Genomic DNA, 17,074 nt, shown 5'->3' with positions numbered 1-17,074 from the left:
GGTGGGGACACCGGCGAGGCGGCCTGTAGAGAGAACAACGAATGTCGGAGGGTGCGAATACAGTTCATGTATGAACACATCTTCGGCACACGCGGAGCACTCCTCCTCGCGTGCCGAGCTTCACCTGATCGACGAGGCGGATGTTCTGGACGCTCTCTACGCCGACCAGACGAGCGACGCCGACCGTGACGCGTGGGAGGGATTCATCCGCGCGCAGCACGTCGAGGCAAGGTATGACGCGTCCCTCGACCAGCTGGATGACCTGGCGTCGGTCTCGCGTCGGGCGACGGCCACCCAGTGGCGCGTGATCGATGAGACGCTGGGCCTCGCGCGTCAGGACCCCGAGCCGTGGGTGGGCGTGGACCCGACCGCGGACCCGGCGTGGTCGGATCCCCGAGGCCGGTCGGTCGCGACGGTGCGCCGCCTGCGGTCCGAGTTCGCCGTCCGGGCCGCCGTGGCCGACATCGGCACGCGGCTGCGCATCGCGGAGGTCACGGTGCACGCGATCGCGGCGCGGGCGGCGACCCTCCGCGCGCGGTGCCCGCGCGTCTGGGCTGACTTCCTCCATGGGCGCGTGTCGCCGGAGAATGCCGCGATCGCGGCCGACGTCGCCGCCGCGCTCCCCGATGACCCGGCCGCCTGGTCGCTCTTCGACGACGCCGTCGCCGACGCGGCGCAGCGCTGCACGCCGAGCGGATTCCGTCGCCGCGCCCGCGCCGCGCGGGAGCGCGTGCATCCCGAGCCGATGGACGAACGGCACGCTCGCGCACGCGAAGACCGCTCCGTGTGCTCGACCCCCGAGTTCGACGGGCTCGCGACGATCTCCCTGACGACGGATGCCGCCGACGCGGCGTCCGCGCTCGACCGCGTCGACGGCATCGTCGACCACCTGCAGGCGCAGGACGGCGAAACGCGGACTCGGGCTCAGCTGCGCGCGGACGTCGCGATCGATCTTCTGCGAAACGGGTCCTCGCCACTCACGGCGGAGGCACCTTCCGACACCGCGATCTCGATCACCATCCCGATGATGACCCTGCTCGGTCGAGGGGATGCGCCGGCGACCCTCGACGGGTACGGCCCGATCCCGCTCGAGACCGCCCGGCGTTATGCGGCCGGTGCGAAGAGCCTGGTGCGAATCCTCACCGACCCGGTGACGGGGACGGTGCTCGACATCGACCGGCGCACGCGGCGAATCCCCGCCGACCTCCGTCGGTGGCTCTGGGCACGCGATCCCGAATGCGCGTTCCCCGGCTGCGCACGGTCCTCCCGAGAATGCGACATCGACCACCGCCTCGATTGGCAGTACGGCGGGAAGACGTCCGCTGAGAACAACGAGCCGCTCTGCACCTCGCATCACCCGGTCAAGCACGAGTCCCTATGGTCACTGTCACGGGATCCCGTCACCGGCGCCCTGCAGTGGACGAGTCCCTCCGGGATGACCGTCGGACTCGATCCACCCCCGTTCTGACGCCCTGTTATAGTTGCCACGCGCTGTGTCGGTTCGCCGACGCGGCTCTGCGGGGATGTAGTTCAATGGCAGAACATCAGCTTCCCAAGCTGAGAGCGCGGGTTCGATTCCCGTCATCCCCTCCACGGCTCACGATGGCACCACTGGTGCCGGCGTGAGCCGTCCGCGGTGATGCCGTCGGAACCGACCCGCTTCGGGGGGTCCCGCTCCGCCGGAGGCTCCGCGGGCCGCGCAGCGGCACGTGGAGGGGCGGAGCGGCCGATTCCCGTCATCCCCTCCGAAGAAGTTCGATTCAGTTCCTCCCCCGCCCGAACACGCGGCGGCGCGCCGACTGGGCGAGCTTCGCCAGCATCCGATCCGGTGAGATACCGCGCGTCTGCGTGAACGGCGGGTTCAGCGCCTCCCCCATCGAGATGCGCAGGCGCGTGCGCACGGTCGGGCGCGCATGGGTGAACGTGTCGAAGCCGGCGCGCCCGTGGTACGCGCCCGAGCCGCTCTGCCCGACGCCCCCGAACGGCAACCCCGGCACGGCGACGTGCAGGGCGATGTCGTCGACGGTCATTCCGCCGAACCGCGTGCGGGCGGTGAACTCGGCGAAGTCCTCCCCACGCGGCCCGAACCAGTAGGCCGCGAGCGGCGATGGGCGCCCCGCGACATCCTCGACGACCTCCCGCATCGAGCGGTAGGTGCGCATCATCAGCACCGGACCGAAGATCTCCTCGGAGTCGATGTCCATGTCCGCGGTCACCCCCGTCACGACGACCGGGGGGATGCGGCGCGATGCGGCATCCGGCACCGCGCCGGGCACCGCCTCGTGCACCTCCGCACCCTTCGCGCGGGCATCCTCCACCAATGCGCATACGCGTGCGAAGTTGGCGTCGTTCACGATCGTGACGGGTCCGTCCTCGGACTCCCAGATCTCCCGCGCCCGCCGCAGCGCCCGCGCGAGGAACTGCTCCTGCACGGACTCCGGCACGTACACGACCTCCGGGCACAGGCAGACCTGCCCGCCGTTCATGAGGCGGCCGGCCATCGTCTTCTCGGCCGCGACGGCCACGTCCGCGCCCTCGGCGACGACGACCGGGTTCTTCCCGCCGAGCTCGAGCGTCACCGGCACGAGGTTTCTCCCCGCCGCCTGCGCCACGAGGGCGCCGACCTTCGGCGACCCGGTGAAGAACAGGTGGTCGAAAGCGAGCGCGCTGAACGTCGCTCCGGCCTCGGACCCACCGGTGACCACGATCATCTCGTCGGGCCCGAAGAACTCCGCCACCTTGGCGGCGAAGAGCGCCCCGGTGCGGGGCGTGATCTCGGAGAACTTCACCATGACGCGGTTGCCGCCGGCGAGGGCCGCCGCCGCCGGCTGGGCCACGAGTCCCAGCGGGAAGTTCCACGGACCGATGACACCGACCACGCCCAGCGGGACGCGCTCGACCTTCGCGGCGAGTCCGAAGGGACGGAGGGCGGCGAGTGGTCGCTTCGGCCGCGACCACGCGCCGAGTCGGCGCCGGATGATCTCGATGTCCAGCAGGATGCCGGTGATGTCGGTGAGCGTGCTGACGGACGCCGGACGATGCCCGAAGTCGGCATCCATCGCCTCGCCGAACTCCTGCGCGTTCTCCGTCAGGAGCAGGATCAGGCGGTCGAGCCGGTCCCGCCGGACCGCGAGCGACGGCGGACCCTCGGCGAGGAACGCACGGCGCTGCCGCTCGAACGCGGCGCCGATCTCGTCCGGCGACCACTCGCGGGCCTGGACGCCCGCGTCCGGTCGAGCCTGGGTCTGTGGGACGTCGCTCATGATGCTCCTCCGCCGGGATCCGCTCGCGCCGGGGGACGCGCGCTCCCTCGATTCTCCCCGACCCGCGGATGCCGCGGCCCCGCGAACGCGGAGGTCACCCCGTCAGCGGCGACGCTCCAGCCGCGGGCCCGCTCACGGCAGCGGCTCGGCCGCCTCCCGCGCCGCGCGGGCGGATGCGCGCACGGCGCCGATGCTGGCGGCGATGACGAGACCGATCCCCACGAGTTCCCACGGCGACAGCTCCTGGCCGAGGAGCAGGAAGCCGGCGAGCGCGGCCGTCGCCGGGGCGAGGCTCATCAGGATCGCGAACGCCGCAGCCGGGAGGCGTCGGAGGGCGATGAGCTCGAGGGCGTACGGGATGGTGGACGACAGCACGGCCACGGCCGCGCCGAGCGCGACGAGATCCCACCGCAGCAGCGCGGACCCGGCATCCAGGATGCCGAAGGGCAGCGCGATCGCCGCTCCGATGAGCATCGCCCACGCGAGCCCGTCGAGCCGCGGGAAGGTCCGCCCCACCCGCGCGGACGCGAGGATGTAGAACGCCCAGCTGGCCGCCGCACCGAGGGCGAACAGGACCCCGATCGGATCCAGGCGATCCCACCCACCGCCGGCGAGCGCGACGACACCGGCGAGCGCGAGGAGCGCCCACAGCCATGCCGACGCCCGCCTGCTCGCCACGATCGACAGGACGAGGGGCCCCAGCACCTCGATCGTCACGGTGATGCCGAGCGGCAGGCGCTCCAGCGCGAGGTAGAACAGCCCGTTCATGGTCGCCAGGACCAGGCCGAATCCGGCCACGGCGAGCCAGTCGCCGCGCCCGTACCCGCGGAACGTCGGCCGCGCGATGGCGAGGAGGAGTGCGGCGGAGAACACCAGCCGCAGCATCACCATGCCGAGCGGGCCGACCTCGGGGAAGAGGAGGACGGCGAGCGACGCGCCGATCTCCTGGCAGGAGAGCCCGACGACGACGAAGAGGACCGCGGGAGCCGCGCCCCGGGAGCCTCTCACCGGATCATGAGATGGGCTCGGCGCAGATCGCGCTGTCGCTGATCTCCTGGTGGAACTGCTCGGGCGTCCAGGGGAGACCGGCCGCCGGAGCCGTCTGACCCGACGCCGCCGGGGCCTTGGAGGCGATGGCGGCGAGCTCCCACGCGAGGCGGGCCCCGAAACCCGATCCGCCCGCGGACTGGTTGAGGACGACCGCGACCGTCAGGCCCGACTCCGGGTCGGAGTAGGCCGCCGTGGTGTAACCGGGGAAGACGCCGTGCTGTCCGATGAGCGAACCGGCCTGGTAGACGCCGCCGCCGACGGTGAGCCACGATGCCGACGAATCCGACTCCGGGAGGGCACCCTCCAGGCGCTCCCCCGCGGGGACGAGTGCACCGGTGGCGAGTGCCTGCGCGTAGCGACCGAGGTCGGTGATGTCGGTGGTGACTCCGGCGTCCGTGAATCCGACGGTGCGGGAGATGCCGGTGATGTCGACGGGCTCGAGGCAGTTGCGGCGGTCGCCCTCCTGCCGCGCGAAGAGTCCGGTGAGGACCGGCGCCTCATCCGTCGGCGCACCGAAGGTCGTCGCCGTGAGGTCGAGCGGGTCGGCGACGTACTCCTCGACGAGCATGCGTGCGCTCTTCCCGGTCGCGCGCTCCAGCGCGAGCCCGAGGAGCAGGTAGCCGGCATCCGAATCGCGGTACTGCGCGCCCGGCTCGGCGGTGCGCTCCTGGCCGAGACCGAAGGCCGCGAGCTCCCGCGGACCCCACCGGCGCTCGGGGTTGTCGAGCCACAGACCGAGCAGCCGAGAGGTGTACGAGCCGATGCCGGACGTGCCGTCGCACAGCTGCCCGAGGGTGATCGCCTCGAGGTCGGGCACCGCCGCGACGTACTCGGTGATCGAGTCGTCGAGCGCGACCAGTCCCTGATCGGCGATCTGGTAAAGGATGTCGCAGGTCATCGACCGCGTGGACTTCGCCGCGGCGAACTGCATGTCCGTCGTGACCTCGCCCCCGCCGGCGGGGGTCTGCGTGCCGACTCCGGCGACCCACGACCCGCTCCATGGCGCCCAGACGCCGACGATCGCCCCGGATGCGCCGGCGGCCGACATGGCGTTCGCGACGGCGGCCTCGAGCTGCTCCTGCGTCTCAGCGGGGAGGGCCCCCTCGACCTGCGGGGGCACGTCGATCGACACGCTCCGGTCGGGTGTGCAGGCCGCCAGCGACAGCACCATGCCGATGACCGCCGCCGCGGCGACGACGCCCCGGCGCACGCTGAATCGACCGTGCATCCTCACCCCCAGCTGATCGTGACTTGCATTCAAACACACCCGCCCGTGATCCCTATGGTTGAGGGATGAGCCATCGCTTCGACGACGCCGCACGAGCGGGCGTTCTCGGCCACATGAACGGCGACCACGCGGAAGACAATCTTCTCATCACGCGAGCCCACGCGCCCTCGGATGTGGAACCCGCCGACATCGTCGGAGCCGTCATGACCGACCTCGACGGCGATACCGGCACGTGGGTCGCGACGCTCGTCGGCGGCCGCGAGATCGAGGTCGCCGTCGCCTGGCCCGGCGCCCCGATCACCGAGCGCCCGCACCTCCGCCGCGAGATCGTGGCCCTCTACGACGAGTCCTGCCGGCGCCTCGGCATCGAGCCGCGCCCGCACGACTGAGCCGGTCGCCCGTCACCCGGCGGAAGGCCACCCGGGCTGCTCGGTCCGGTCCGATCCGCGGAGGAGCTCCGCGGTCCACGCGCGCGTGACCGATCCGTCGCGTGCGCGGATCATGCCGTCCTGCTCACCCGTGTAGCGGAACCCCGCTTTGGCGGCCACGCGCATCGACGGGGCGTTGCCGACGACGCACTCCCACCGCATCCGCTCGAGATCCGTGCGGGCGAACACCTCGTCGATCACGGCGGAAAGGGCCTCGGGAAGGATGCGGCGCCCGCGGTGCGGGGCGCCCAGCCAGAATCCGACCATGCCGCTCGGCATCCGCACCCCGATCACTCCGAGCAGCGGTCCGCCGGCGGACTCGCGGATCGCCCACGTCCACTCTTCGCCGCGCAGCCACCCCTTCGGCACGAACTCCGCGACGAACCCGACCGCATGCTCGCGCCGGTAGGGCCACGGGATCGACAGGTACTCCTCGAACAGCGGATCGACGCAGTACCGCGGGATGTCGTCGACGTCACCGGGCAGGGGCTGGTCCAGAACCAGCCGTTCGGTCCGGATGCCGAACGGCAGCGTTCCGCCCGGGCTCACCCCGCCGTCCGGGCGATGATCGGCATCGTGCGGGTGACGGGGTGAGCGTCGTCCTCGGGATCGGGATCGGTCAGCAGGAAGAAGCGCCCCTGGTAGGGACCGAGGTGCAGCGGGAAGCTCTGCAGATCGTCCACCCGGGCGACGGCCTCACCGGTCTCGGCATCCGTCACACCGCTCCGCGGCACGAGGCACTCCGACCGGACCGTGGCGTCGATGCGCTCAGCCGAGAAGTTCAGCACCGTCAGCTGGAGCGGCGCGTCCTCGATCCGCCGATCCCCGCCGTCGAGGCGATGCACGAGCACGAGCATGCTCGGATGCCCGACCGACGGCACATCGATCTGCGACGCCGTGGCGATCCCGTGCTCCCGACGCACGCGCAGCAGCGACCGGAGCCCGCTCGCGAACGATGCCGGATCCTTCAGCTGCGTCGGGAGCGGCCCGTACAGCGACCGCGCGCGCGGCATGCCGGCCGCCGAGCGCGTCGCCTCCGGCGCGACGTCGAGCAGGTCGTGCGCGCCGCGCTCGATCCAACGTGTGTCGCCCGAGGCGATGAGCGAGCGCACGTCGTCCGCGGGCAGCGTGAGGGCGCCCGTGAGGTCCCAGCCCGACAGCGCGAAGACGCCCGGCTGCCATGCGTTGTACTTCGCCAGCAGCAGGTGGGCGTCACGGATGCCGGGCACATCGGCATCCGTGATGTCCTCCAGCCGGGGCTTCCCCTGCGTCGCGGCGATGAGCGAGGCCGTCGTGCAGGCGATCCCGTTCTGCGTGAACGGGAGGTTGTAGTCGGCGGCGACCGTGAGCACCTCGGTGAGCTCGGCGCGGATGAGCGCGGCGAGGTCGTGCCCCGAGATCTCACCGTGACGGAAGGGGTAGACGTCATCGCGGTGCGTGGTCGCCCAGTGGACGAGCTCGTAGGTCAGCTCGTCGTGGTTCTGCATCCCGTGCACGAGTTGCGCGGGCTCGACCCCGGTCTCTAACGAGGTCATCAGCGCGAGGCGGAGGAACTCGGTGTCGGCGGTGGCGAGGGCGTGGTGGTACGCCGGCCGCGTCACGAAGTCGTACGACAGGTCGGCGCCGACCGCCGCGGTGTCGCGGATGTCCTCCATCGTGAGGTTGAGCTCCTGGAAGGTGAAGCCCCCGACCTTCCGGACCATTCCGGCGATGATGTGGTTCGCCGCCTGGGAGAGCGGATGCCCCTCCGACCACGCCGGGAGTCCTTCCGCGCTCTTCTCCACACCGAGGAATCCGTTGGCGTCGAGCCGCAGCGCGCTCGTGCCGAGGTCGCCGAGCGAGTGGAGCGCGTCGCCGATCACCAGGCGCATGCCTGCGAACGTGGGGTCGAGCCAGTTGATGGAGGGCTGCCCCTCCTTGAAGTAGTGCAGGTACACCCAGCGCCGCTCGACCCCGTCGGTGCCGGTGACGGGCGCCGTCGCGCTCCAGTTGGTCTCCTTCACGCCCGGCGTGTAGAAGATGACCCGCTGCAGCTCGCCGATGATGTAGCCGCGCGCGCTCAGTTCGCGCTCGCGATCGGCGTCGAGGTTGACCGAGTCGCGTCCCTCGGGCACGTCGGGGAGGAGGTTCCAGTCCTCGGGCTGGATCTCCACCATGTGGTAGATCCCCGGGTAGTCCTTGTAGGCCATCTCGGCGAGACGGAAGTCGGCGCCCTTCCCGGTGTGCCCCGGGACGATGTCGTCGATGACGCTTCCGCCGTGGGACTCGGCGACGTCGGCGAGGCGACGGAAGGCCGCCTCGTCACCGAACTCCGGATCGATCTGCGTGCTGATCCGGTCGAAGTGCCCGTCGACGCTCGGCGTCTGCTGCCAATCGGTGATGCCGCCGGCGCGCTTGACCGGACCGGTGTGGATGCCGGTGATCCCGATCCGCTCGAAGGTCCGCCACAGCGCGTCCTCACCCAGCGCCTGCAGGAACGATTCCCCCGGCCGCGTGATGAGCGAGATCGGATACGCGGTGAACCAGACGTCCGTCGTCTCGATCGCCCGGCGCGCATCAGGGCGCGCGTAGGGGTTCCGCCACATCGACGGCTGACCCGACAGCTGTCGGCCGAGGACGTCGGCATCCTTCAGCATCGACTGCCGCACGAGCCATTCGACGTACGCCGGGTTGGTCCCGTTGGCCGTCCGCGGGTCGGAGGCGAAACGGCGCAGGCTCCCGCCGCGCATCTGATCGCGCGGACGCAGCCGGCGCGGACGTGCGGGGTAGCGCTGTTCGTCGTAGCTGATCTCCGCCGGATCGTGTTCGATCGGCTCCTGCTCGCCCGGCGCGTGGGCGGTCATCTCGTGCGCGGTCGTTTCGTGTGCGGCCTGCTCGTCCACCCGGCATCCGTTCTCCCGGCTCGTCCGGCGCGGGTGACAGCGACGCTACCGGCCGGCGTCGCCGAGGAGAAGCCGCTTGACCGTCCCGGGCGCGGCGGGTATCGGAGGACGGGCGGACACCCCTGGGTAAGGCGACCCTAAGTCGCTAGGATGGGCGCATGAGCGACCCGACTCCGTTCTCCGCCGCCCTGCGCGAGCGCTCCAGCGGTGCGCACTCCACGAGCGAGCAGGCCGGCTTCATGGCCGACCTGATGAAGGGCGAAGGCACCCGCGACGACTACGTCGCTCTCGTCGCACAGCACTGGTTCATCTACGACGCGCTCGAGGCGGCCGCCGACCGCATGCGCGAGAACCCCATCGCCGCCCCCTTCATCTCCGACAAGCTCACCCGCCTGCCCGCCCTCGAAGCGGACCTGTCCTTCCTGCTGGGTCCGCAGTGGCGCGATCGGATCACCCCGCTGCCCACCACCCAGCGGTACGTCGAGCGCATCGCCCAGGTCGGGACGACATGGCCGGGCGGCTTCGTCGCGCACCACTACACGCGCTACCTCGGCGACCTCTCGGGCGGTCAGTTCATCGGCCGCCTCATGGCGCGCCGCTTCGGCTTCGACACCAACGGCATCGGCTTCTACGTCTTCGACGACATCGCCGACCCGAAGGCCTTCAAGGAGGTCTATCGCGAGCAGTTGGATGCCGCCCCCTGGGACGCCGACGAGCAGGCCCGGGTGATCGACGAGGTGCTGCTGGCGTATCAGTTCAACACCGAGCTGTTCGACGATCTCGCCGCAGCGAAGGCCGTCCCCGTCGCCTGAGGTCCGTCTTGGTTCCGCCCGTCCGGAACACTCAGCCCCGCTCGGCCGCCGCACGGGAACGCGCCTCGGCCATCCACCGCGCGACGTCCGGGTCGACGCGGATGTCGCTCGGACGCAGCGGGCGCGACAGGTACAGTCCGTCGAGCGACGTCAGCCGCGACAGCGCGACGTAGGTCTGACCGGGCGCGAAGGCCCCCGAGCCGAGGTCGATCACGGCCCGCTCGTACGTCTTGCCCTGCGACTTGTGGATCGTCACCGCCCACGCCAGGCGCAGCGGGAACTGGGTGAACTCCGCCACGATTTCGCGCGAGAGCGACTTCGACCCGGGGTCGTAGGCGTAGCGGAACCTCTCCCACACCGCCGGCTCCACGTCGAACTCCTCGCCCTCGACCTCCACCCGCACCGACTCGCCGGCGATCCGAGTGACGGTCCCGATCGTGCCGTTGACCCAGCGCGGCGGCTCTCCGCCGAACCCCTGGGTGTCGTTGCGGAGGAACATCACCTGCGCCCCGACCTTGAGCTTCAGCTCGACGTCGGCCGGATAGGCGGCATCTCCCCGCCCGAAGTCGCCCGAGATGTCGGCCATCGCGGTCTGCTCGCGCCCGACGAGCTCGGTGAGATGACGCCGGTTGATCTGGTTCACGATGTCGTTGCGGGTGGCGAGCGTGATGATGGGGTGCTCGCCGTCGGCGGGGTCCGGGGGCGTGCGGGCACCGGTGTCGTTCAGGATCTGCGCGATGTCGGCCGTGACCCGGCCGTACCGCACCGCGTTGAGCATCGCCTTGAACGCCGGATCGCTCTGCCGGTGGATGTCGACGAGCTCCCGCACGTGCAGCGCCGCGCCGTGGGACCCGATGTCGAGGATGCCGTCGGCCGCGCGCTCCCCCACCCAGACCCGCGCGTCGAAGAACCAGAACGAGCGGTAGTGATCGCGGACGTACCGCATCTCGTCGCCGCGCGGCGGCACCGGCGCGAGCTGGTACGGGTCGCCGAACATGACGATCTGCACGCCGCCGAAGGGCTCGGCCCGGCGCCCGCGCGCCTGACGGAGCGACCGGTCGATCGCGTCCATGAGGTCGGCGTTGACCATCGATATCTCGTCGATCACGAGGGTGTCGATCGCGTTGAGGATGCGTCGCGTCGGATCGGTCTGGTCGATCGGGCTCCCCGCGATCAGACCGATCGGCAGACGGAACAGCGAATGGATCGTCTGGCCCTCGACGTTCAGCGCCGCCACTCCCGTCGGCGCGCAGATCGCGATCTGCTTGGAGGTGTTCCACGCCAGGTGCTGGAGGAGGGTGGATTTGCCCGTTCCGGCGCGGCCGGTGACGAAGACGTGCTCCCGCGTGTCCTCGATCAGACGGAACAGCGCCTCCTGCTCGGCGGAGAGGGCGGGCGTGGTCACCGACTCATGCTAACGAGCGGAGGGGCGCGGTCTTCCTAGACTGGACTCGTGGACCAGAGCGAACGAGGCGAGCGGGTGCGTCGTCGACCGCGCCTCGGTCTCGAATTGACCGTCATCGGCGTGGGACTCGCCGTGGTCGTCGGTGCGGCGTTCGCGGGGTGGGCGGCACTGGAACGCGCCCTCTACAGCCCGTCCGCGTTCGTGGAGCGCTACCTCGGTCTCCTCGCCGACGGGCGGGCGGCCGACGCGCTGCAGATCCCCGGTGTCTCCGTGGACGCCCTCGAGCTCGAGGCGGCCGGTCTCCCGGTGACCTCCGACGAGGCGCTTCTGCGCTCCGCGGCCCTGGCGTCGCTCACCGACATCTCCGTGGTCTCGGAGGAGCAGCTCGATGACGGACGCCTGCGCGTCACCGCCGAGTACCGCGCCGGAGCGTATCCCGGCTCGACCACCTTCGACGTGGAGCGCGAGGGCACCGTCGGCCTCGCGCCGACGTGGCGCTTCGCGACCAGCCCGCTCGCGGTGATGGAGCTGACGGTGAAGGGGTCGATGAGCTTCGACGTCAACGGCTTCCGCATCGACAAGCGCCAGGTCTCCCCCGACGGAGCGGATGCCGATCCCCTCGCTCCGCTCCCCCTGCTCGTCTTCTCGCCCGGGGTCTACTCGGTCTCGGTTGACACCGCGATCGCGGCCACCCCCGGGATCGCGGTGCTCTCGGACATCCCGTTCCACGAGATCCCGGTGGAGCTGCAGGCCACCGCGACCGAGGAGTTCGTCGCGGTGGTGCAGGAGCGCGTGGACGAGTTCCTCACCGGCTGCGCCGGTCAGCAGGTGCTCCAGCCCACCGGATGCCCGTTCGGGTACGTCCTGCAGGACCGCATCGTGTCGCTGCCGACGTGGGAGATCGTCCAGCAGCCGGAGGTGCGCCTCCAGCCCGACGGCGCCGGCTGGCGGATCGTTCCCGCCGAGGCGGCGGCGCGTCTGGACGTCGAGGTGCAGTCCCTCTTCGACGGTGTCATCTCGCCGCTCAGCGAGGAGGTCCGCTTCCCCGTCGCCGGTGACATCACCGTGCTCCCCGACGGGACCGCGACGATCGTCGTCCGCGCGCCTGACTGAGCGGCATCCGCTCCGGACCGACCGCTGTCAGAGACCGGCGCGCGCGTCGCGCTCGGCCATCTTCGCGAGCCGCGCGTTGTACTCCTCGAGCTCCGCGTCACCGGTGCGGTCGGCGTGCCGGTCGCTGCGCTTCTGATCGCGCGCGTCGCTGCGGCTCCACTGGATCGCCACCGTCACGGCGAGGATCAGGGTGGGGATCTCGCCGACCGACCAGGCGACACCACCGCCGATGTACTGATCCTCGAGCGGGGTCGGACCCCAGGTGCGCCCCATCGAGCCGTACCATTCGGCGACCATGAGGCCCGTCTGCATCATGATCGCGATGCCGAAGAAGGCGTGCATCGCCATGACGCCGATGAGCAGCAGCAGCCGCCCGGCGTACGGCAGACGCCACGGCACCGGGTCGACCCCGACGAGGGTCAGAGCGAACAGGTATCCGGTCAGGAGGAAGTGCGCGACCATCCACTCGTGACCGAGGTGGTCGTAGAGGGTCCAGCGGAAGAGGTCGGTGAAGTAGAAGACCCACAGCGACCCGATGAACAGCCCCGCCGCGACGAAGGGGTTGGTGAGGACCCGGGCGACCGGTGAGTGCACGGCCCACAGGATCCACTCGCGTCCGCCGCGCGTGCCGTCGTCGCGCTTGCGGATCGCCCGCGCGGCGAGGGTGACCGGAGCGCCGACGACCAGGAGGACGGGGATCGCCATGCTCAGCAGCATGTGCGCGATCATGTGCATGCTGAACAGGTAGTGCCCGTAGACGTTGACCGAGCCGTTGGTGACCCAGACCAGCAGCAGGAGGCCCGTCATCCACAGGATCGTGCGGTGGATCGGCCAGCGGTCGCCGCGACGACGCATCCGCACGACCCCGGCGAGGTAGAAGAACGCGAGGAAGCCGGCGAGCATCACCCAGAGCAGGTCGATGCTCCACGCCGTGATCCAGCGCTCGGGGGTGAGTTCGGGCGGAAGCGGCGATTCCGACAGGATCTGGGCGGCGCTCAGCTCGGCGGGAAGGAGCGCACCTCCCGGGGTCGGCGTCCGAGCCAGGGCCGCCGCGGCACCGCTGGCCGCACCCATGAGCGCGAGCTCGCAGGCGATCAGCAGCCAGAAGACACGGGAGGCCGCCTCCTCGCGGAGACGCCCGATGAGCCGCGTGCGGTACCAGGCGCCGAGGGCGCCGAGGGCGATGAGGGCGACGACCTTCACCATGAGGATCGCGCCGTACGGCGAGAACAGTGCATCCCAGTCGAGCAGGCCGATGGCCGCCCGCACGGTCCCCGACACCGCGACGATGACGAAGGCAGCCAGCGCGATGCTCGAGTACCGCGCCAGAACCGTCGCGAGCTGCGGCTTCGGCAGGAGCGGCCGGACCAGCACCATGAGGATCAGGCCGCCCAGCCAGATGGCGGCGCCGATGATGTGCAGGATGAGCGCGGTCATGGCCTCGTGGTGGAAGGCCTCCTCGCCCGAGTGGCCCTGCGTGCCCATCGGGACGAGCGTCGCCATCGCGAGGATCGCGACGAAGAACGTCGGTGTCCACGAGCGCACGGCGAACGTGAGGATCGTCAGCACCGCACCGGCGATCGTCGTGATGAGCCACGTGCGGCCGAGCTCCGTCTCGACCAGGTAGCGGCCGAGCTGCGCGCCGAACTCCGGTCCCGGTCCCACCTGCGGGTTGAAGGCGTCGACGAAGGTGAGGAATCCGGTCGCCGCCGATGCGACGGTGAACATCGCGGCGGAGACGGATGCGGCATCCAGCGCCGTCTCGAACGGACGCTCGCCGGCGCGGAGGGTGAACAGCGCGGTGACGAGGATGCCGACCATCCCGGCGGCGGCGAGGTTCACCGTGAGCTTGACGACGGGGACGCTCCAGCGGACGAACGGCCCGGGGTCGCCGATCGCGAGCGGCGCCACCGCACCGCCGTAGATCAGAGCCCAGACGAGGACGATCAGCGACGAGACGACGAGGATCGCCGGGCCCGCCAGGCGCAGCGCGCGCGGTCCGATCCCGCGGTCAGCGGGACGACGCGGCGCGGGGGCGCGCAGGGTGGGGGCGGAGGTCACCGTTCAAGCCTACGGCGGCATGCAGAAGGGGGATGCCGTGCGAGCACGGCATCCCCCTTCTGGAGGTCGGTGTCGTTATTTAACGGCGGCCTTGAGCTTGGAGCCGGCGGTGACCTTGACGCGCTTGCCCGCGGGGATCTTGATCTCCTCGCCGGTCTGCGGGTTGCGGCCCGTGCGCGCCGACGTCTCGACCTGCTCGAAAGCGATCCAGCCGGGGATCGAAACCTTGCTGCCCTTGGCGACCGCCTCGGAGACGGTGGAGAAGAGGGCGTCGAGCACGCCCGACACCGCGGACTGGCTCTGTCCGGTGGCGCTTGCGATGCTCGCGACGAGCTCGGTCTTGGTGATGGACTTGTCGGCCATGTGGTTGTCCTCCAGGCGACGGACGTCGCCTCTCGTTACTGCGGACGAAGGATTCGCACCTCCGTTGGTCGGATGGACCGCCTCGACAGTACCAACCACCCCCGTGTTTCCGCGGATTCACGGGCATTTCGGGCTCAATCGCCCGGCGTGTCGCCCTCTGGTCGGGGAAAACGACGAAGGGCGGGTCTCCCTCGGGAGGCCCGCCCTTCGCTGTTGCGTCTGGTGCTTACCAGGACGACTTGGTCACACCGGGGAGTTCCCCACGGTGGGCCATGTCGCGGAAGCGCACACGGGAGATGCCGAACTTCGTCAGCACGCCACGGGGGCGGCCGTCGATGACGTCGCGCGAGCGCAGACGCACCGGCGAGGCGTTGCGGGGAAGCTTCTGCAGGCCCAGGCGAGCGGCTTCACGCTGCTCGTCGGTCGACGTGGGGTCGACGAGGGCCTTCTTCAGCTCGGCGCGCTTGGCGGCGTAGCGGTCGACGACCTCCTGGCGCTGCTGGTTGCGCGCGATCTTGCTCTTCTTAGCCATGTGATCAGCGCTCCTCTCGGAATTCGACGTGCTTGCGGATGACCGGGTCGTACTTCTTCAGCACGATGCGGTCGGGGTTGTTGCGGCGGTTCTTGCGCGTCACGTAGGTGTACCCCGTGCCGGCGGTCGAACGCAGCTTGATGATCGGACGGACGTCCTGTGCCTTCTTGGCCATCAGAGCTTCACACCCTTCGCGATCAGGTCCTTCGCGACCGACTCGATGCCGCGGGCGTCAATGACCTTGATGCCCTTGGCCGAGACGTTCAGCGTGATCTTGCGACCAAGCGAGGGAACGAAGTAGGTCTTCTTCTGCACGTTCGGGTCGAAGCGGCGCTTCGTCCGGCGGTGCGAGTGCGAGATGTTGTGACCGAAGCCGGGAACCGCTCCAGTCACCTGGCACACTGCTGCCATGGTGATGTCTCCTTCTGTACCGTGACACCGGACGGTGCCACCCAAGATCCCTTGTCTGCACCCCGCGAGACACCGCCGTTTCCGGCGGGGATTCGAGGAGGGGTGCGAACTGTCCCGCTGGAGTGCGGGCAGACAAACGAGGAGTCTAGCACGCGCGCACGGCGAGCCTTGATCCGCCTCAGGCGGTGAGGGTGTATCTGCGGGTGCCGGTGGGGCGTGGGGTGCGGTGGGGGTCGATCCAGGGTGGCGGGATCAGCCACACGGTGGCGTGGATGCCGGTTCCGTCGATGTGGATGTCCCATCCGTCGGCGTGGAGGCGATGGTGGCAGCCGGTGCACAGCAGCACCCCGTTGCCCAGGTCGGTGGTGCCGGTGTCGCGTTTCCACCAGTTGACGTGGTGGACGTGGCACCAGGCCGGGGGTGCCCCGCAGGACACGCATCCCCCGTCCCGTTCGACGAGCGCGAGCTTCTGCGCCGCACTGAACAGGCGTCTTGTGCGTCCCCAGTCGAGGATCTCGCTGCCACCGCCGAGGACGCACGGGATGATCTGGCCGTCGGCGGCGAGGCGCCGCACGGCCCCGGCAGGGATGGGCTGTGTGAGTCCGTCGATGGTCGCCGCGCCGGTGCCGGCTTCCAGGTCGGCCAGGTCCACCCGCACCACGATCGTGGCCTGAGGACCGGTGGGGACCTCCCCGCAGCCGATCGCGTGGCGGCACAGGTCCGCGAGGGCATCGGCCTGGATCTGTTTCACCGACCGCGGGTCTCGCTCCCCGGCGTCGGTGTCGGCGTGTTCGTTGCGGCGCAGCACGCCGCCGACGATCGCTTCGATCGCCGCTTTCACCGGCGCCCCGGTTTCGGCATCCAGCTTCCCGGTCAGGTGCAGCATCCCGTCGCGCTCCTGGAGGGTGAACGACCGGTCCGCGACACACTCCTCGTGACGCGGTTCAATGCCGTCGGGGTCCAGGTGCGCTTCCGCGCGGGCGAGGAGCTTCGACAGTTGATCCGGGCGAAGACCCGGCACCAACCCCACCAGTTCCTCCTCCGCCCGTTCGAGACGTTCCGGGTCCACCCGGAGAGCGACACGATCCAGCAGGGCGGTGATCGCCGCAGCCCCCGTCATCCCGAGGACACCGTCTGCGACCGCGCGGGCCACGTGCGGATGCTTTGCGGGGAGTGCCTCACCGGTGAGGGCGGTACGGGGTGCGGTCGCTTCCCCCACCTGCACCCACCGCACCGCCTCCCCCACGCTCGTTCCGACCGTGGTCGCCACCAACGCCGCAGCGGAGGAGAACCCCGCCTTCCGCGCCAGGGAATCCGACCCCAACGCACGCCGCGACTGCCGGGCGACCTCCGCGACCACCGGCGCGAGCCCCGCATCCACGTGACGCTTCAACGCCCCGAACGCCTCCACCAGGCCCAGCAACTCCCCCGGCGACAACGCCGTCACCGGCCGGCCACCGCCCGCCGCGACCACCGCCGCCAACGCCCCCGCGATGCCCTCGAGCCTTGAACTATCCATACCCGAA

General features: G+C 70.5%; 16 protein-coding genes and 1 tRNA gene. 5 read left to right on the top strand and 12 right to left on the bottom strand.

What is annotated here, in order from left to right; genetic code table 11:
• Nucleotides 1-70: 70 nt before the first annotated feature.
• Both LTL01_RS01200 and LTL01_RS01195 read left to right on the top strand, forming a co-directional pair.
• Nucleotides 71-1,468 carry an HNH endonuclease signature motif containing protein gene (locus LTL01_RS01200; protein ID WP_236967070.1) on the top strand — a complete coding sequence of 466 codons (1,398 nt, stop codon included), beginning with the start codon at nucleotides 71-73 and terminating at the stop codon, nucleotides 1,466-1,468.
• Nucleotides 1,469-1,519: 51 nt separating this feature from the next.
• Nucleotides 1,520-1,593: transfer RNA gene (locus LTL01_RS01195), tRNA-Gly, on the top strand.
• Nucleotides 1,594-1,760: 167 nt separating this feature from the next.
• Here the strand turns inward: LTL01_RS01195 and LTL01_RS01190 are convergent.
• From LTL01_RS01190 to LTL01_RS01180, 3 genes are all read right to left on the bottom strand, one after another.
• Nucleotides 1,761-3,263 carry an aldehyde dehydrogenase family protein gene (locus LTL01_RS01190; protein WP_236967069.1) on the bottom strand — a complete coding sequence of 501 codons (1,503 nt, stop codon included), beginning with the start codon at nucleotides 3,261-3,263 and terminating at the stop codon, nucleotides 1,761-1,763.
• 132 nt (nucleotides 3,264-3,395) lie between these two features.
• Nucleotides 3,396-4,271, bottom strand: a complete 876-nt coding sequence (locus tag LTL01_RS01185) for an EamA family transporter (protein WP_053546906.1) — start codon at nucleotides 4,269-4,271, stop codon at nucleotides 3,396-3,398.
• A gap of 4 nt (nucleotides 4,272-4,275) precedes the next feature.
• Entirely contained in the window at nucleotides 4,276-5,541 is a 1,266-nt protein-coding gene (locus tag LTL01_RS01180) for a serine hydrolase domain-containing protein (RefSeq protein WP_236967068.1), read from the bottom strand.
• Between the two features lie 65 nt (nucleotides 5,542-5,606).
• On the opposite strand from LTL01_RS01180, the gene LTL01_RS01175 reads away from it, so the two are divergent.
• Nucleotides 5,607-5,930, top strand: coding sequence for a DUF2470 domain-containing protein (locus tag LTL01_RS01175; protein WP_236967067.1), 324 nt, complete (start codon nucleotides 5,607-5,609; stop codon nucleotides 5,928-5,930).
• 12 nt (nucleotides 5,931-5,942) lie between these two features.
• On the opposite strand, the gene LTL01_RS01170 is transcribed toward LTL01_RS01175, so the two are convergent.
• On the bottom strand, nucleotides 5,943-6,518 hold the full coding sequence (locus LTL01_RS01170) for a GNAT family N-acetyltransferase (RefSeq protein WP_236967066.1): 576 nt from the start codon (nucleotides 6,516-6,518) through the stop codon (nucleotides 5,943-5,945).
• Complete coding sequence (treS, locus tag LTL01_RS01165) at nucleotides 6,515-8,812, bottom strand: maltose alpha-D-glucosyltransferase (protein WP_236967708.1); 2,298 nt, start codon at nucleotides 8,810-8,812, stop codon at nucleotides 6,515-6,517. Before treS ends, LTL01_RS01170 begins: the two co-directional genes overlap by 4 nt.
• Nucleotides 8,813-9,009: 197 nt before the next feature.
• Between treS and LTL01_RS01160 the strand changes: the two genes are divergently transcribed.
• A complete protein-coding gene (locus tag LTL01_RS01160) occupies nucleotides 9,010-9,663 on the top strand; it encodes a biliverdin-producing heme oxygenase (protein WP_236967065.1) in 654 nt (217 codons plus the stop codon).
• A 31-nt stretch (nucleotides 9,664-9,694) separates the two neighbouring features.
• Here the strand turns inward: LTL01_RS01160 and LTL01_RS01155 are convergent, their stop codons facing one another.
• A complete protein-coding gene (locus LTL01_RS01155) occupies nucleotides 9,695-11,068 on the bottom strand; it encodes an ATP-dependent DNA helicase (RefSeq protein WP_236967064.1) in 1,374 nt (457 codons plus the stop codon).
• 48 nt (nucleotides 11,069-11,116) lie between these two features.
• Here LTL01_RS01155 and LTL01_RS01150 point away from each other — a divergent pair, with 48 nt between their 5' ends.
• Entirely contained in the window at nucleotides 11,117-12,181 is a 1,065-nt protein-coding gene (locus LTL01_RS01150; RefSeq protein ID WP_236967063.1) for a hypothetical protein, read from the top strand.
• 27 nt (nucleotides 12,182-12,208) lie between these two features.
• Here the strand turns inward: LTL01_RS01150 and LTL01_RS01145 are convergent, their stop codons facing one another.
• The 6 genes from LTL01_RS01145 to LTL01_RS01120 form a co-directional block, all read right to left on the bottom strand.
• Entirely contained in the window at nucleotides 12,209-14,185 is a 1,977-nt protein-coding gene (locus LTL01_RS01145) for a bifunctional copper resistance protein CopD/cytochrome c oxidase assembly protein (protein WP_236967707.1), read from the bottom strand.
• Nucleotides 14,186-14,317: 132 nt separating this feature from the next.
• Complete coding sequence (locus LTL01_RS01140) at nucleotides 14,318-14,605, bottom strand: HU family DNA-binding protein (RefSeq protein ID WP_053546899.1); 288 nt, start codon at nucleotides 14,603-14,605, stop codon at nucleotides 14,318-14,320.
• 226 nt (nucleotides 14,606-14,831) lie between these two features.
• Entirely contained in the window at nucleotides 14,832-15,137 is a 306-nt protein-coding gene (rpsN, locus tag LTL01_RS01135; RefSeq protein ID WP_053546897.1) for a 30S ribosomal protein S14, read from the bottom strand.
• Nucleotides 15,138-15,141: 4 nt separating this feature from the next.
• On the bottom strand, nucleotides 15,142-15,312 hold the full coding sequence (gene rpmG / locus LTL01_RS01130) for a 50S ribosomal protein L33 (protein ID WP_005051772.1): 171 nt from the start codon (nucleotides 15,310-15,312) through the stop codon (nucleotides 15,142-15,144).
• Nucleotides 15,312-15,548 (bottom strand): 50S ribosomal protein L28, encoded by a 237-nt coding sequence (gene rpmB, locus LTL01_RS01125; RefSeq protein WP_053546896.1) that lies wholly within the window; start codon nucleotides 15,546-15,548, stop codon nucleotides 15,312-15,314. The genes rpmG and rpmB overlap by 1 nt, the downstream gene beginning before the upstream one ends.
• 178 nt (nucleotides 15,549-15,726) lie before the next feature.
• Entirely contained in the window at nucleotides 15,727-17,067 is a 1,341-nt protein-coding gene (locus tag LTL01_RS01120; RefSeq protein ID WP_236967062.1) for an HNH endonuclease, read from the bottom strand.
• Nucleotides 17,068-17,074: the final 7 nt, after the last annotated feature.

It is taken from the genome of Microbacterium aurantiacum (assembly GCF_021654035.1).
Classification (GTDB): Bacteria; Actinomycetota; Actinomycetes; order Actinomycetales; family Microbacteriaceae; genus Microbacterium; species Microbacterium aurantiacum.
The sequence above is the reverse complement of the archived record's forward strand: the minus strand, read 5'-3'. Positions and strand labels throughout refer to the sequence as shown.

What these genes read in the sequence shown, in the direction of transcription:
- LTL01_RS01200 (WP_236967070.1), top strand. Translation starts at nt 71, where the DNA reads ATGAACACATCTTCGGCACACGCGGAGCACTCCTCCTCGCGTGCCGAG.
- LTL01_RS01190 (WP_236967069.1), bottom strand. Translation starts at nt 3,263, where the DNA reads ATGAGCGACGTCCCACAGACCCAGGCTCGACCGGACGCGGGCGTCCAG.
- LTL01_RS01180 (WP_236967068.1), bottom strand. Translation starts at nt 5,541, where the DNA reads ATGCACGGTCGATTCAGCGTGCGCCGGGGCGTCGTCGCCGCGGCGGCG.
- LTL01_RS01175 (WP_236967067.1), top strand. Translation starts at nt 5,607, where the DNA reads ATGAGCCATCGCTTCGACGACGCCGCACGAGCGGGCGTTCTCGGCCAC.
- treS (WP_236967708.1), bottom strand. Translation starts at nt 8,812, where the DNA reads ATGACCGCCCACGCGCCGGGCGAGCAGGAGCCGATCGAACACGATCCG.
- LTL01_RS01160 (WP_236967065.1), top strand. Translation starts at nt 9,010, where the DNA reads ATGAGCGACCCGACTCCGTTCTCCGCCGCCCTGCGCGAGCGCTCCAGC.
- LTL01_RS01140 (WP_053546899.1), bottom strand. Translation starts at nt 14,605, where the DNA reads ATGGCCGACAAGTCCATCACCAAGACCGAGCTCGTCGCGAGCATCGCA.
- rpsN (WP_053546897.1), bottom strand. Translation starts at nt 15,137, where the DNA reads ATGGCTAAGAAGAGCAAGATCGCGCGCAACCAGCAGCGCCAGGAGGTC.
- rpmG (WP_005051772.1), bottom strand. Translation starts at nt 15,312, where the DNA reads ATGGCCAAGAAGGCACAGGACGTCCGTCCGATCATCAAGCTGCGTTCG.
- rpmB (WP_053546896.1), bottom strand. Translation starts at nt 15,548, where the DNA reads ATGGCAGCAGTGTGCCAGGTGACTGGAGCGGTTCCCGGCTTCGGTCAC.
- LTL01_RS01120 (WP_236967062.1), bottom strand. Translation starts at nt 17,067, where the DNA reads ATGGATAGTTCAAGGCTCGAGGGCATCGCGGGGGCGTTGGCGGCGGTG.